This window comes from Phenylobacterium sp., from assembly GCF_030645195.1.
Lineage (GTDB): Bacteria > Pseudomonadota > Alphaproteobacteria > Caulobacterales > Caulobacteraceae > Phenylobacterium.
Genome location: NZ_JAUSLW010000170.1, coordinates 18,201 through 30,382 on the forward strand (window position 1 = coordinate 18,201; position 12,182 = coordinate 30,382).

The 12,182-nt window shown below is 71.0% G+C and carries 11 protein-coding genes; 6 read left to right on the forward strand and 5 right to left on the reverse strand.

Annotated elements, in window-relative coordinates; genetic code table 11:
* Nucleotides 1-11: 11 nt before the first annotated feature.
* Nucleotides 12-1,013 carry a phosphate/phosphite/phosphonate ABC transporter substrate-binding protein gene (phnD, locus tag Q7T09_RS14010; RefSeq protein ID WP_304700504.1) on the forward strand — a complete coding sequence of 334 codons (1,002 nt, stop codon included), beginning with the start codon at nt 12-14 and terminating at the stop codon, nt 1,011-1,013.
* A gap of 148 nt (nt 1,014-1,161) precedes the next feature.
* Here phnD and Q7T09_RS14015 read toward each other — a convergent pair whose 3' ends face one another.
* On the reverse strand, nt 1,162-1,578 hold the full coding sequence (locus Q7T09_RS14015) for a PaaI family thioesterase (protein ID WP_304700505.1): 417 nt from the start codon (nt 1,576-1,578) through the stop codon (nt 1,162-1,164).
* Nucleotides 1,575-2,027, reverse strand: a complete 453-nt coding sequence (locus tag Q7T09_RS14020; RefSeq protein ID WP_304700506.1) for a PaaI family thioesterase — start codon at nt 2,025-2,027, stop codon at nt 1,575-1,577. The genes Q7T09_RS14015 and Q7T09_RS14020 overlap by 4 nt, the downstream gene beginning before the upstream one ends.
* A gap of 334 nt (nt 2,028-2,361) precedes the next feature.
* Here Q7T09_RS14020 and Q7T09_RS14025 point away from each other — a divergent pair, with 334 nt between their 5' ends.
* Nucleotides 2,362-3,375: a ligase-associated DNA damage response exonuclease gene (locus Q7T09_RS14025; RefSeq protein WP_304700507.1), complete on the forward strand. Its 1,014-nt coding sequence runs from the start codon at nt 2,362-2,364 to the stop codon at nt 3,373-3,375.
* The gene (locus tag Q7T09_RS14030; RefSeq protein ID WP_304700508.1) at nt 3,376-5,010 is read left to right on the forward strand and encodes a cisplatin damage response ATP-dependent DNA ligase; all 1,635 of its coding nucleotides are present in this window, start codon (nt 3,376-3,378) and stop codon (nt 5,008-5,010) included.
* On the opposite strand, the gene Q7T09_RS14035 is transcribed toward Q7T09_RS14030, so the two are convergent.
* Genes Q7T09_RS14035 through Q7T09_RS14045 form a run of 3 tightly spaced genes read right to left on the reverse strand, consistent with a single transcriptional unit; the run spans nt 4,988 to nt 7,772 of the window.
* A complete protein-coding gene (locus Q7T09_RS14035; protein ID WP_304700509.1) occupies nt 4,988-6,340 on the reverse strand; it encodes a hypothetical protein in 1,353 nt (450 codons plus the stop codon). The genes Q7T09_RS14030 and Q7T09_RS14035 overlap by 23 nt on opposite strands.
* The gene (locus Q7T09_RS14040; RefSeq protein WP_304700510.1) at nt 6,337-7,254 is read right to left on the reverse strand and encodes an ABC transporter ATP-binding protein; all 918 of its coding nucleotides are present in this window, start codon (nt 7,252-7,254) and stop codon (nt 6,337-6,339) included. Before Q7T09_RS14040 ends, Q7T09_RS14035 begins: the two co-directional genes overlap by 4 nt.
* Nucleotides 7,251-7,772 (reverse strand): HAD family hydrolase, encoded by a 522-nt coding sequence (locus Q7T09_RS14045; RefSeq protein WP_304700511.1) that lies wholly within the window; start codon nt 7,770-7,772, stop codon nt 7,251-7,253. The genes Q7T09_RS14040 and Q7T09_RS14045 overlap by 4 nt, the downstream gene beginning before the upstream one ends.
* Before the next feature lie 187 nt (nt 7,773-7,959).
* On the opposite strand from Q7T09_RS14045, the gene Q7T09_RS14050 reads away from it, so the two are divergent.
* The 3 genes from Q7T09_RS14050 (at nt 7,960) to Q7T09_RS14060 (ending at nt 12,134) form a co-directional block, all read left to right on the forward strand.
* Nucleotides 7,960-9,789, forward strand: a complete 1,830-nt coding sequence (locus Q7T09_RS14050; RefSeq protein WP_304700512.1) for a dipeptide ABC transporter ATP-binding protein — start codon at nt 7,960-7,962, stop codon at nt 9,787-9,789.
* Between the two features lie 72 nt (nt 9,790-9,861).
* Entirely contained in the window at nt 9,862-10,929 is a 1,068-nt protein-coding gene (locus tag Q7T09_RS14055) for a mannose-1-phosphate guanylyltransferase (protein WP_304700513.1), read from the forward strand.
* 113 nt (nt 10,930-11,042) lie between these two features.
* Nucleotides 11,043-12,134 (forward strand): GNAT family N-acetyltransferase, encoded by a 1,092-nt coding sequence (locus Q7T09_RS14060; RefSeq protein WP_304700514.1) that lies wholly within the window; start codon nt 11,043-11,045, stop codon nt 12,132-12,134.
* The last annotated feature ends 48 nt before the right edge of the window (nt 12,135-12,182 follow it).

The following is a 12,182-nucleotide window of genomic DNA, read 5'->3' on the forward strand; positions in this document are numbered from 1 at the left end:
AGGGTGTTTCGATGATCTCCGTCCGTAGCGGATTGGCCCTGGCCGGCGCGGCCCTGATCCTGGCCGCCTGCGCCAAGCCCGCGGAGACGCCAGCGGCCCAGACCACCCTCACCTTCTCGATCCTCTCCACCGAGAAGGCCGCCACGGCCGCCGCCGACTGGGAGCCGGTCCTGGCCGACATGCAGAAGGCGACGGGCCTGACGGTGAAGCCCTTCTTTGGAAGCAACTATTCCTCCCTGATCGAGGCCATGCGCTTCAAGCAGACCGACATGGGCTGGTTCAGCAACCAGTCGGGGCTGGAGGCGGTGCGCCGCTCCGGCGGCGAGGTCTTCGCCCGCACCACCAAGCCCGACGGCGGCCAGGACGGCTACCAGTCGGTGATCATCGTGGCCAAGGACAGCCCGCTCACCCTGGAGACCCTGCTCAAGTGCGACAGGACCCTGAGCTTCGGCATGGGGGACGTGAAGTCCACCTCCGGGACCCTGGCGCCCATGACCTACCTGTTCGCGCCGCGCGGGATCAGTCCCGAGACCTGCTTCAAGACCGTCCGCTCGGCCAATCACGAGTCCAATCTGTTCGCGGTGGCCAACGGCGTGCTGGACGCCGCCACCAACAACACCCAGTCCATGGAGCGGCTGACCCAGCAGAACAGCGCGACCGCCGCCAAGACCCTGGCGGGTCTCAAGGTGATCTGGACCTCGCCCACCATCCCCGAGGATCCGATGGTCTGGCGCAAGGACCTGGACCCGGCGCTGAAGGCGAAGATCAGCGCGTTCTTCTTCACCTACGGGGTGGGGACGGGTCCCGAGGCCGTGCGCCAGAGAGACAATCTGCGGCGCATCCAGAGCGGCCCCTTCAAGCGCGCCGACGCGACCCACCTGCTGCCGGTCCGCGAGATGGAGGCCACCAAGCTGCTGCTCGAGGCCAAGGGCGACGCCGCGGCGATCGCCAAGGCCCAGGCCGAGCTGGACGCGGTGCATGCGGAAGAGAAGGCGGCCAAGCCGGCGGGTTGAGTGACGCTTTCCTCTCCCGCTCGCGGGAGAGGGCAGGGTGAGGGTTCTCTCTGAACCGCAGTTGATACTCCGGTCGCCAGCAGACCTCCGCTGCGCGGAGGCCCCCTCACCCGACCTCTCCCCCGCAGGCGGGGGCGAGGAGGAGGATCTACTCGTCGCTGCTCAGCATGAAGTGCCCGCGCAGGGCGGCGATGGGGCTGGAGCGGGCTTCCTGCCAGGCTTCCACCGTGACATTGGCGATGCGTCGGCCGACCTTGCGCAGGTCGGCGCGGGCATAGGTGGTGAGCGCCCGGCCGGGGCGCAGGTATTCGATGGTGACGTCGATGGTCTTGTGGACCTTCGGGGTCTGCTGGACCACGGAGAGCTGGGCGAGCGCCGTCATCTCCATGAAGGCCCCGATCACCCCGCCGTGCAGGGCCGGCAGCATGATGTTGCCCACCAGATGCGGGGCGAAGGGCAGGATGGCGGTCATCTCGTCGCCCGCCAGCTCGCAGCGCATGCCCAGGAACTGGATGTAGGGCACCGAGGCGAGGAAGCCCTGCAGGCGGTCGCCGGCCTCGCTCATCGGGCCGCTCCGGGCGCGGGCGCGCCATTGAGGATGAAGGCCGCCTGGGCCGTGGCGATGGGGTCCTCGGGGTCCTCGTCCCAGGCATGGGCGCGGACGAAGGCGATGGACCTGGTCATCTTGTAGCAGTGGGCCAGGGCCGTGACCCCGGCGTGTGGGGCGGCGGGGCGCATATAGTCGATGCGCAGGTCGAGCGTCGCGGTGGGGAAGCGCTCGTTCTTGGCCGAGGAGATGGCCAGGCCGCAGCAGTGGTCCAGCAGGGAGGTGACGACGCCGCTGGCGATCACCCCGGTGGCGGGGTCCCCCACCAGCTCGGCCCGCCAGGGAACCAGGATCGAGCCCCGGCCGTCGGCCACGGACACCAGTTTGAAGCCGAGCGCGGCGGCCTGGGGCACGGTCTCCACCATGTGGACGGCCAACTCGCGCAGGGTGGGATTGGGGGCGCTCATGCCCTCGGTTTGGGCCAGGCCCGCCCCAGGGTCAAGGACGACCCAAGGGAAGGTTTAGGCGGCCACCAAGCCGGTGGTGAGGGCGACGAGGGCGATGGCGAGCATGGGCAGGGCGGCCATCAGCAGGGTGGCGAGGCCGCTGGCGCGGTCGGGGTTGAAGGGGTGAGACATGGCTTTTTCTTTCGGTTCGGAGCGAAGCGCGGGGAGGCGCGTTCGTCTCGAGCGGGGGTATAGGAGCGGCCCCCCGCGAATACTCGTTAAGTCTTGGTCATGACGTCGATTTCACAATATGAATACTCTGTAAGGTGGAGTTTCTCATGAGCCGGCGGCCCGGATGATCAAGCCCGAAGCCCTGCTGCGCCCCACCCCGGCCGGCCTCTACTGCCCGCCCGGCGACTTCTATGTGGACCCCGTGCGGCCGGTGGACCGGGCGGTGATCACCCACGGCCATTCCGACCATGCCCGCGCCGGCCACGGGGCGGTGCTGGCCACGCCGGAGACGCTGGCCATCATGGCCGAGCGCTATGGCGCCGGCTTCGCCGGGGCGACCGAGGCGGCGGCCTATGGCAAGCCGGTCCATCGCGACGCCGTCGAGGTGACCCTGGTCCCGGCCGGCCACGTGCTGGGCTCGGCCCAGGCGGTGGTGGCCTGGAAGGGCCTGACCATGGTGGTGTCGGGGGATTACAAGCGCCGGCGCGATCCCACCTGCGCGGCCTTCGAACCCGTGCCTTGCGACGTCTTCATCACCGAGGCCACCTTCGGCCTGCCGGTGTTCCACCACCCGCCGGATTCCGGCGAGATCGCCCGGCTGCTGCGCTCGGTGGCCCAGTTCCCGGAGCGCTCGCACCTGGTGGGCGCCTATGCGCTCGGCAAGGCCCAGCGGGTGATCTGCCTGCTGCGGGCGGCGGGATGGGACAAGACCATCTTCGTCCACGGCGCCCTGGAGCGGCTGAACCGGCTCTATGAGGACCACGGCATAGACCTGGGGCCCCTGGAGCCCGCCACCGTGGCGACCAAACAGGACTTCGCCGGCGCCATCGTGATCGGCCCGCCCTCCGCCCTGCAGGACCGCTGGTCGCGGCGCTTTCCCGATCCGGTCCAGGCCTTCGCCTCGGGCTGGATGCAGGTGCGCGCCCGGGCCCGCCAGCGGGGGACGGAGCTGCCGCTGGTGATCTCCGACCACGCCGACTGGGACGAACTGACCGCCACGGTGGACGAGCTGCGGCCCGGCGAACTGTGGATCACCCACGGCCGGGAGGAGGCGCTGGCCCGTTGGGCCCAGCTGCACGACATCAAGGCCCGGGCCCTGGCCCTGGTCGGCTATGACGACGATGAGGAGGACGGCTAGGTGCGCGCCTTCGCCGAGCTCCTGGACCGCCTGTCGCTGACGGCGTCGCGCAACGCCAAGCTGACCCTGGTGGCCGACTATCTGCGGGAGACGCCGGACCCCGACCGGGGCTGGGCGCTCGCGGCCCTCACCGGCGACCTCAGCTTCGCCGCCGCCAAGCCCACCTTCATCCGCAAGGCGGTGGAGGACCGGATGGACCCGCTGCTGTTTCGCTGGTCCTACGACTATGTGGGGGACCTGGCCGAGACCGTGGCCCTGGTCTGGCCCGCGCGGCCCGGCGCCAATCGCGAACCGGAGCTGGCCGAGGTGATCGACGCCCTGCGCGGCGCGACCCGGCCTGAAGTGCAGCAGCTGATCGAGGGCTGGCTGGACGCCCTGGAGCCCACCGGCCGCTGGGCGCTGCTGAAGCTGATGACCGGCGGCCTGCGGGTGGGTGTTTCGGCCCGTCTGGCCAAGCAGGCCGTGGCCGACCTGGGCGGTGTGCCGGTCTCGGAGGTGGAGGAGGTCTGGCACGCCCTGCACGCGCCCTATGAGGATCTGTTTTCCTGGCTGGAGGGCCGCTCGGACCGGCCGCGCCCGGATTCGCCCGGCCGGTTCCGCCCCACCATGCTGGCCCAGGCCCTCGACGAGGCCGTCGACTTCGGGCGGCTCGATCCGGCCGACTACGCGGCGGAGTGGAAGTGGGACGGCATCCGCGTCCAGGCGGTGAACGAGGAGGGCGTGCGCCGCCTCTACACCCGCAATGGCGACGATATCTCCAAGACGTTTCCCGATGTGCTCCAGGTCCTGGACTTCGAAGGCGCCCTGGACGGCGAGCTGCTGGTGATGGGCGACGACGGGGTGGCCAGCTTCGGGGATCTGCAGCAGCGGTTGAACCGCAAGACCGTCGATGCGAAGCTGATGGCCAAACACCCGGCCGGCATCCGCGCCTATGATCTGCTGGCCGAGGGCGGCGAGGACACCCGGGTCCTGCCGTTCCGGGACCGCCGGGTCCGGCTGGAGGCCTTCGTCGGCCGGCTCGCCACGCCGCGCATCGACCTCTCGCCCCTGCAGCCCTTCGAGACCTGGGCGGAGCTGGCGGCTCTACGCGCCTCGCCGCCGCCCGGCGACCCGCAGATCGCCGAGGGCCTGATGCTCAAGCGGTGGGACTCCCTCTACGAGGCCGGCCGGCCCAAGGGCCCCTGGTTCAAGTGGAAGCGCGACCCGTTCCTGATCGACGCGGTGCTGATGTACGCCCAGCGCGGCCACGGCAAACGCTCCAGCTTCTATTCCGACTACACCTTCGGGGTCTGGACGCAGGTCGAGGGCAAGCGGGCCCTGACCCCGGTCGGCAAGGCCTATTTCGGCTTCACCGACGAGGAGCTGAAGCTGATCGACAAGTTCGTCCGCGACAACACCCTCGAGCGCTTCGGCCCGGTGCGCTCGGTGAAGGCGCAGCCGCATTTCGGCCTGGTGTTCGAGGTGGCCTTCGAGGGGCTGCAGCGCTCCACCCGCCACAAGTCCGGGGTGGCCATGCGCTTCCCCCGCATCCACCGCATCCGCTGGGACAAGCCCGCCGGGGAGGCCGACGAGCTGGCCACCCTGGAGCGGATGCTGGCGCAGATGGAAAAGGTCAGCGCACCTCCGGCGCCTTGATCCGCCGCCAGGCCAGCGCCCAGGCGACGACGGCCTGGGCCAGGCCCGAGGCGAGGCTGGCCCAGGGGGCGATGGACAGGGGTACAAACAGGGCCTGGCCGGTCCCGGGGCTGATCACCCCGCCGACGATGCCGCCCACCGCGTAGAGCAGGGCGAGCGCCACCACGGCGCCGAAGTCGCCGCGCTGGGGTCGGGGGCCGAAGCGGAACAGGGCGATGACGCCCAGGTCGCGCAGGATGAAGGCCAGCAGGGCCGCGGCCTGGGCCGGATCGGGACCTTGGTCGAAGGCCGAGCCGGCGCCGCCGATCCCGAAGGCGGCCGCCACCAGGATCAGGGCCAGCAGGAAGGGGGCGATGGCGGCGGGTGTCAGGGGTAGCGCCCGGGCGAGGTCACCCTTGCCCAGGGCGCCGGCGAACTGGCGCAGCCGCACCCGGTCGGCGGGCTCGGCGAAGGCGCCCGCATAGGCCGCGAGCGCCACGGCCAGGGCGCCCACCAGCAGGGCGGCGGCCAGGCCGCCCCCGGCATAGGCGAAGCCGCCGAGGAACACCGCCAGGAAGATCAGGAAGGCCGGCCAGACCACCGGCGCGTTCTTCATCTGCAACTCCAGCCGCATCAGCCGCCAGGCGCCGGTCAGGGCCCAGCCGGCGAAGGCCAGGGTGGCGAGGGTCCGGAAGCCGACGGCGGGGAAGACCTGGCCCCACCAGGTGACGTCGCCGCGGGCGTAGAGGAAGGCCGGGATTCCGGCCAGGCCGGCGCCCTTCTGGAAACCGGAGGAGCCGGCGACAACGCTCAGCAGGAAGAGGCCCAGGATCAGGCCGCCCATCACCCCGCCGGGGCGGGCCACCCGGCCCTCGGCCCGGGCCTTGCGCACCCCGATCAGGGCCGCGCCCAGGCTGACGGCCTGGAGCAGGAGGGCGAGTGAGATCAGGAAGGCCGGCATCCACAGGGCGCCCGGCTGGCCCTGGACCACCATCAGCCCAGCCATCAGGACCACCCCGGTCAGGGCGCAGAGCCAGGCCAGGCTCGCAGAGCCCAGCAGCTTGCCCCAGGTCATGGCCCAGGGGGTCAGGGCCGAGAGCCGCTGGAAGTCCCAGGTGCGGTCGGCGATCTCCGCCAGCACCGCCGTGCCGGCGGCCCGCGAGCCCCAGATCACGCCGCAGATCAGGAAGACGAAGCCCCCCACCCCGGCCAGGGCCGGCAAGGGCCCGCCGCCGGCGTCCCGCGCCAGCAGGGCCGTGGCGCCATAGATCAGGATCAGGGTGACGGCGGCCCAGGCGACGCGGCGGGGCGAGGCCTCCAGCCACAGATTGCGTTGGAACTCCGGGTTCATCGCGCCACCTCCGCCAGATAGGCGTCTTCCAGGGTCTTGCGGGTCGCCTGGAAGGCCCGGACCTTCAGGCCGGCCCCGATCAGCTGCGCAAGCAGGGCCGAGTCGTCCTCGCCGTCGGCCAGGACCAGGGTGGCGGCGTCGCCCTCCAGCCGTTCGACGGTGACGCCCAGGGCCACCAGCCGGTCGCCGAGGTCGGGGGGGGGCTCGGCGAAGACCACCTCCACCCGGGACCCGTCGCGATGGCCGCCGCCCGCCGCCAGCACCCCGCCGCCGGCCACCGCGCCGTCGCGGATCATCAGCATCTGGGTGGAATAGTCCTCCAGTTCGGCCAGGATGTGGGAGGAGACCACGATGGTCATGCCCTCGCGCGACAGGGACAGGATCAGGTCCGAGAGGCTGCGCCGCGCCTCGGGGTCCAGCCCGGCGGCGGGCTCGTCCAGCAACAGGACGCGGGGACGGTGGACGATGGTCTGGGCGATGGCCAGGCGCTGCTTGAGGCCCCGCGACAGCTCGCCGGCCCGGGCCTCCAGGCGGTCGCTGAGCTGCACCCGGGCCGCGGCGGCCTCGACGGCGGCGGGCGTGTCGGCGACCGACACGCCCCGGGATCGGGCGGCGTAGGTCAGCGCCCTGCGCACCGAAAGCTCGTCATAGAGGCCGAAGAAGTCGGGCAGGTAGCCTATTGTCGCGTGGACCCCGCGAGGATCGGCCTCCACGTCGAGGCCCGCCACCGCGATCGTCCCCTCGGTGGGGACGTCGAGGGCGGCGATGCAGCGCATCAGGGTCGACTTGCCCGCCCCGTTGGGGCCCACCAGGGCCAGGACGGCGCCGGCCTGGACGTCGAAGGACACCCCGTGCAGGGCGCGGGCCGAGGGGTAGTCATAGACCACCTCGCGAACCTCGATCATCGCGGTCATGTCAGCTCCCCTTCCAGGAAGGCCTTGAGGTCGCCGCCGGTGAACTTCAGTCCGCGGACCCCGGCGCGGCGGCCGGCCTCCACGTCGCCGTCCTTGTCGCCCACCATGATCGAGCGGGCCAGGTCCACGGGCCACTCGGCGATGGCCTGGAGCAGCATGCCGGGATTGGGCTTGCGGCCCGGCGGATCGGGGTGGCGATAGATGTCTTCGGCGGCCTCGGGATGGTGCGGGCAATAGTAGAAGGCGTCGACCCGGGCGCCGACCTCATCCAGGGACGCGCTCATCTGGGCGTGCAGCTTGCGGACGTCGTCCTCGGTGTAGTAGCCGCGGCCGACCCCGGACTGGTTGGTCACCACGAACACCCACCAGCCGGCGGCGTTGAAGGCGGCTATGGCCTCGCGGGCGCCTGGAATCCAGACGAAATCCTCCCAGCGATAGACATAGCCGGGGTCTTCATTGAGCACCCCGTCGCGATCGAGGAACAGGGCGGGGCGGGGGGACGGGTCGGGCGCGCTCACAGGGGCACTGTAACGCCAAGCCCGCGCGGCGTCGCGGGGGTCTGGGCTTAAGCTTTCGTAACTCGCCATTTCGCCGACACATCGCCCCGGTCTGATAGACTTAGAGCGTGACGGTCGCCTGAACCGGTATCCACTTCAGGCTGTCACGCACTATGGTCGCCAACCCTTTCAAGTTCCAGAGGTCGCCTTGGCCGATTCAGCCGCTTCGCCCGTTCTCTCCATCAAGGACCTCAAGGTCGATTTCACCACCCATGACGGGATGGTCAACGCCGTGCGCGGGGTCTCCCTGGACGTGGCCCGGGGCGAGACCCTGGGGGTGGTGGGCGAGAGCGGCTCGGGCAAGAGCCAGACCTTCATGGCCCTGATGGGCCTGCTGGCCCGCAACGGCCAGGCCAGCGGTTCGGCCAAGTTCCTCGGGACCGAGCTGCTGAACCTCAAGCCCGGCGCCCTGAACAAGATCCGCGGCTCGAAGATGACCATGATCTTCCAGGACCCGCTGACGGCCCTGACCCCCCATGTGCGCATCGGCGAGCAGATCGCCGAGCCCCTGCGCCTGCACCTGGGCATGAGCGGCGAGGCCGCGACCAAGCACGCCAAGGACTGGCTGGATCGGGTGCGCATCCCCGACGCCGCGCGCCGGCTGCGGCAGTATCCGCACGAGCTGTCGGGCGGCATGCGCCAGCGGGTGATGATCGCCGCGGCCATGGCCGGGTCGCCCGCCCTGCTGATCGCCGACGAGCCCACCACCGCCCTGGACGTCACCGTCCAGGCCGAGATCCTCGACCTGATGGACGAGCTGAAGCGCGAGACCGGCACGGCCATGGTGCTGATCACCCACGACATGGGGGTCATCGCCCGCCTCGCCGACCGGGTCTGCGTCATGAAGGACGGGGCCTATGTGGAGGAGGGCGACGCCGAGGCGCTCTTCGCCGCGCCGAAGGACGCCTATACCCGCGCCCTGCTGGACGCGATCCCGCGCCTGGACCGCTCCGATCGCGGCGGCCGCCCGACCCTGTCGCCGGTCGCCCCCAACGCGCCGGTGGTGGTGGAGGGCAAGGACATCAAGGTCTGGTTCCCGATCCATGAGGGGGTCTTCGGCGCCAAGCGGAACCTGCGGGCCGTGGACGGGGTCTCCTTCAAGGTGCGCGAGGGCGAGACCCTCGGCGTGGTGGGGGAGAGCGGCTGCGGCAAGTCGACCCTGGCGCGGGCCGTCATCAACCTGATCCCGGCCACCGGCGGGGCGGTCACCCTGCTGGGCCGCGATATCACCGGCGCCGACAAGGAGGCGGTGCGGGCGTCGCGCCGCGATCTGCAGATCGTCTTCCAGGATCCGCTGGCCAGCCTCGACCCGCGCATGACCATCGGCGACTCCATCGCCGAGCCCCTGCAGGTGTTCAAGCCGGAGCTGAAGCGGGCGGAGCGCGACACCGAGGTCGCCGCCATGATGGCCAAGGTCGGCCTGCCGCCGGCCCTGATCAATCGCTATCCGCACGAGCTGTCCGGCGGCCAGAACCAGCGGGTCGGCATCGCCCGCGCCATGATCCTCAAGCCCAGGCTGGTGATCTGCGACGAAGCGGTCTCGGCGCTGGACGTCTCCATCCGCGCCCAGATCATCGACCTGCTGATCGAGCTGCAGAAGGAGATGGGCTTGGCCATGGTCTTCATCAGCCACGACCTGGCGGTGGTCCGCGAGATCAGCCACCGGGTCATGGTGCTCTATCTGGGCCGGGTGATGGAGCAGGCCGACCGCGAGCAGATCTACGCCCACCCGCACCATCCCTACACCCAGGCCCTGCTGTCGGCCGCCCCGATCCCCGATCCGGTGCGCGAGCGGGCCCGCAAGCGGCTGAAGCTGTCGGGCGAGCCCCCCAGCCCCATGGACCCGCGCAGCGCCCTGCGCTTCCTGCCCTCCCGGCTCTCGGCCGACCCGCTCTCCCAGGTCTATGTGCCGCAGCTGAAGGAGGTGGCCCCCGGCCATCTGGTCTCGGAGTTCGACCCCCCGGCCGAAGCGGCCTAGGAGCGTGACAGCCTGAAGTGGGAACCGGTTCAGGCGACCGTCACGCGAACGAGAAAGAATCTGCGCGAAGCCATGAGCGGAAAGATCACCCCCATCCTGATGTCGGGCGGCGCGGGCACGCGCCTCTGGCCCCTGTCGCGCCTGGCCAAGCCCAAGCAGTTCCACCGGCTGGGGGGGGCGCAGACCCTGATCCAGGCCACGGCGCTTCGGGTGACCGGCGAGATGTTCAATCCGCCCATCGTGGTCTGCGCCGCCGCCCATGCCGACCTGACCCGCGACCAGCTGGCGCAGGTGGGGATCACGCCCCGGGCCCTGATCGCCGAGCCCGCGCCGCGCAATACCGCCGCGGCGTCGGTGGCCGCCGCCGCCGTGGCCGCCGAGATCGATCCCGAGGGGGTCTTCCTGCTGCTGCACGCCGACAACCTGGTCTCCGACGTTCCGGCCATGCACCGCGCGGTGGAGGCCGGCCGGGCGGCGGCCGAGGCCGGCGAGGTGGTGATCTTCAGCCTCAAGCCGACGGGGCCGGAGACCATCTACGGCTATATCCGCGCCGGGGCCGGCGAGGGCCTGGTGCGCAAGGTCGCCCAGTTCGTCGAGAAGCCGGACCTGGCGACCGCCAAGCGCTTCGTGGCCGATCCCGACTATGGCTGGAACGCCGGCATGTTCATGTTCGGCGCCGCAGCCTTCCTGGCCGAGTGCCGCAAGCTGGCGCCGGCCATTTCCGCCGCCGCCGAGGCCGGGGTCGCCAAGGCCGCGCGGCGCGGCGACCTGATCGCGCTCTCGCCCGACTTCCTCACCGCCCCCTCCGAGGCTATCGACACCGCCATCATGGAGAAGACGGCCCACGCCAGCGTGGTGGGCGCCGACATCGGCTGGAGCGATGTGGGCAACTGGAACGCGCTCTGGGAGGGCTCGGCCCAGGACGGCGCCCGGAACGTCGCCGACGGCGACGTCGTGCTGGTGGACTCGTCGCGCAATCTCGCCCGCACCGACGGGCCGGTGGTGGTCCTGGCCGGGGTCGAGGACCTGGTGGTGGTGGTGGAGAACGGGGTGGTCCTGGTCACCCGGCGCGAGGCCACGGCCTCGGTGCGCGCCGCCGTCGACGCCCTGAAGGCCAAGGGGCGCGGCGAGCTGCTCTGAACCCTGGGGTGGTCCGCACTTCGCGGAAGTTGCACCCGGCCCCTTCCGGCAACTTCGCGGAAAGACTTCTTGGTTAAGTTCGCCGTCCTGTAGTCGCGTTTCGCCGCCCCGGGATGGCCGTCTTGCACATCGAAGTCCTCCGTCCGCAGGACATGACGGCGCAGCGGATGGCCCGTTGGGCGGCCCTGCAGGCCACCGACATCACCCTGGACAGTCCCTTCCTGTCGCCGGACTGGGCCCGCGCCGTCGAAGGCGTCCAGCGCCAGGCCTCCCGCCAGGTCCGCGTCGCCGTGGCGGTGGAGGACGGCCGCGACGTCGCCTTCCTGCCGGTCCGGGTCGGCCACCTGACCGCCATGCCGGTGGGGGCGCCGATGTGCGACTACCAGGGCCTTGTGGCCGAGCCGGGCGCCCGGATCGACATCCGCAAGATGGTCCAGGCGCTCGGGGTCCAGCGCTTCGACTTCTGCCACATGATCGAGGCCCAGGCCGCCTTCGCCCCCTATGCCCGGGGTCGCGACCTGTCCCACGTGGTGGACGTCTCGGAGGGCTATGAGGCCTACGAGGCCGCCCGCCGCGAGGCCGGGACCTCGGTCCTGAAGGATTGCGACAAGAAGCGCCGCAAGGTCGAGCGTGAGATCGGTCCGGCCGTCTTCACCCCCTTCTCCCGCAGCCAGGCCGACTTCGACCAGCTGGTGGCCTGGAAGCGCGCCCAGCTCGACGCCACCGGCCAGACCGACATCTTCGACGCCGGCTGGACCCTGCGGCTGATGCAGGAGCTGTTCGAGCGCCGCGATCCCGACTTCGGCGCGGCCCTGTTCACCCTGCATTTCGGCGACCGCCTGGCCGCCGTCCACCTGCACCTGCATGGCAAGCAGACCATCCACGGCTGGCTGATCGCCCACGATCCGGAGTTCGAGCGTTATTCGCCGGGCATCCTGCTGTTCCAGGACATCCTGCGCTGGATGGACGCCACCCCCTATAGGCGCCTGGATCTCGGTCCCGGCGACTACCGGTTCAAGCGCGAGCTGGCCAATACCGGCGTCTGGGTCACCCACGGCTTCGTCGGCGGCGTCGCCCCGGCCGCCCTGGTTCGCCACGCCGCCTACGGCGTCCGCGCCGCCGCCGAGGCCCTGCCGCTGGGCAAGATGTCGGCCCTGCCCGGCAAGGCCATGCGGCGCATGGACGTGCTGCGCGGTCTTCGCTGACGTTGCCGTGAGGGCCCGCCCTCGTTAGAGGTGGCGTCCTTTTCCACC

Excerpts from the sequence above, each read along its gene's own strand:
- phnD (WP_304700504.1), top strand. The coding sequence starts at position 12 with ATGATCTCCGTCCGTAGCGGATTGGCCCTGGCCGGCGCGGCCCTGATC.
- Q7T09_RS14015 (WP_304700505.1), bottom strand. The coding sequence starts at position 1,578 with ATGAGCGAGGCCGGCGACCGCCTGCAGGGCTTCCTCGCCTCGGTGCCC.
- Q7T09_RS14020 (WP_304700506.1), bottom strand. The coding sequence starts at position 2,027 with ATGAGCGCCCCCAATCCCACCCTGCGCGAGTTGGCCGTCCACATGGTG.
- Q7T09_RS14025 (WP_304700507.1), top strand. The coding sequence starts at position 2,362 with ATGATCAAGCCCGAAGCCCTGCTGCGCCCCACCCCGGCCGGCCTCTAC.
- Q7T09_RS14035 (WP_304700509.1), bottom strand. The coding sequence starts at position 6,340 with ATGAACCCGGAGTTCCAACGCAATCTGTGGCTGGAGGCCTCGCCCCGC.
- Q7T09_RS14040 (WP_304700510.1), bottom strand. The coding sequence starts at position 7,254 with ATGACCGCGATGATCGAGGTTCGCGAGGTGGTCTATGACTACCCCTCG.
- Q7T09_RS14055 (WP_304700513.1), top strand. The coding sequence starts at position 9,862 with ATGAGCGGAAAGATCACCCCCATCCTGATGTCGGGCGGCGCGGGCACG.
- Q7T09_RS14060 (WP_304700514.1), top strand. The coding sequence starts at position 11,043 with ATGGCCGTCTTGCACATCGAAGTCCTCCGTCCGCAGGACATGACGGCG.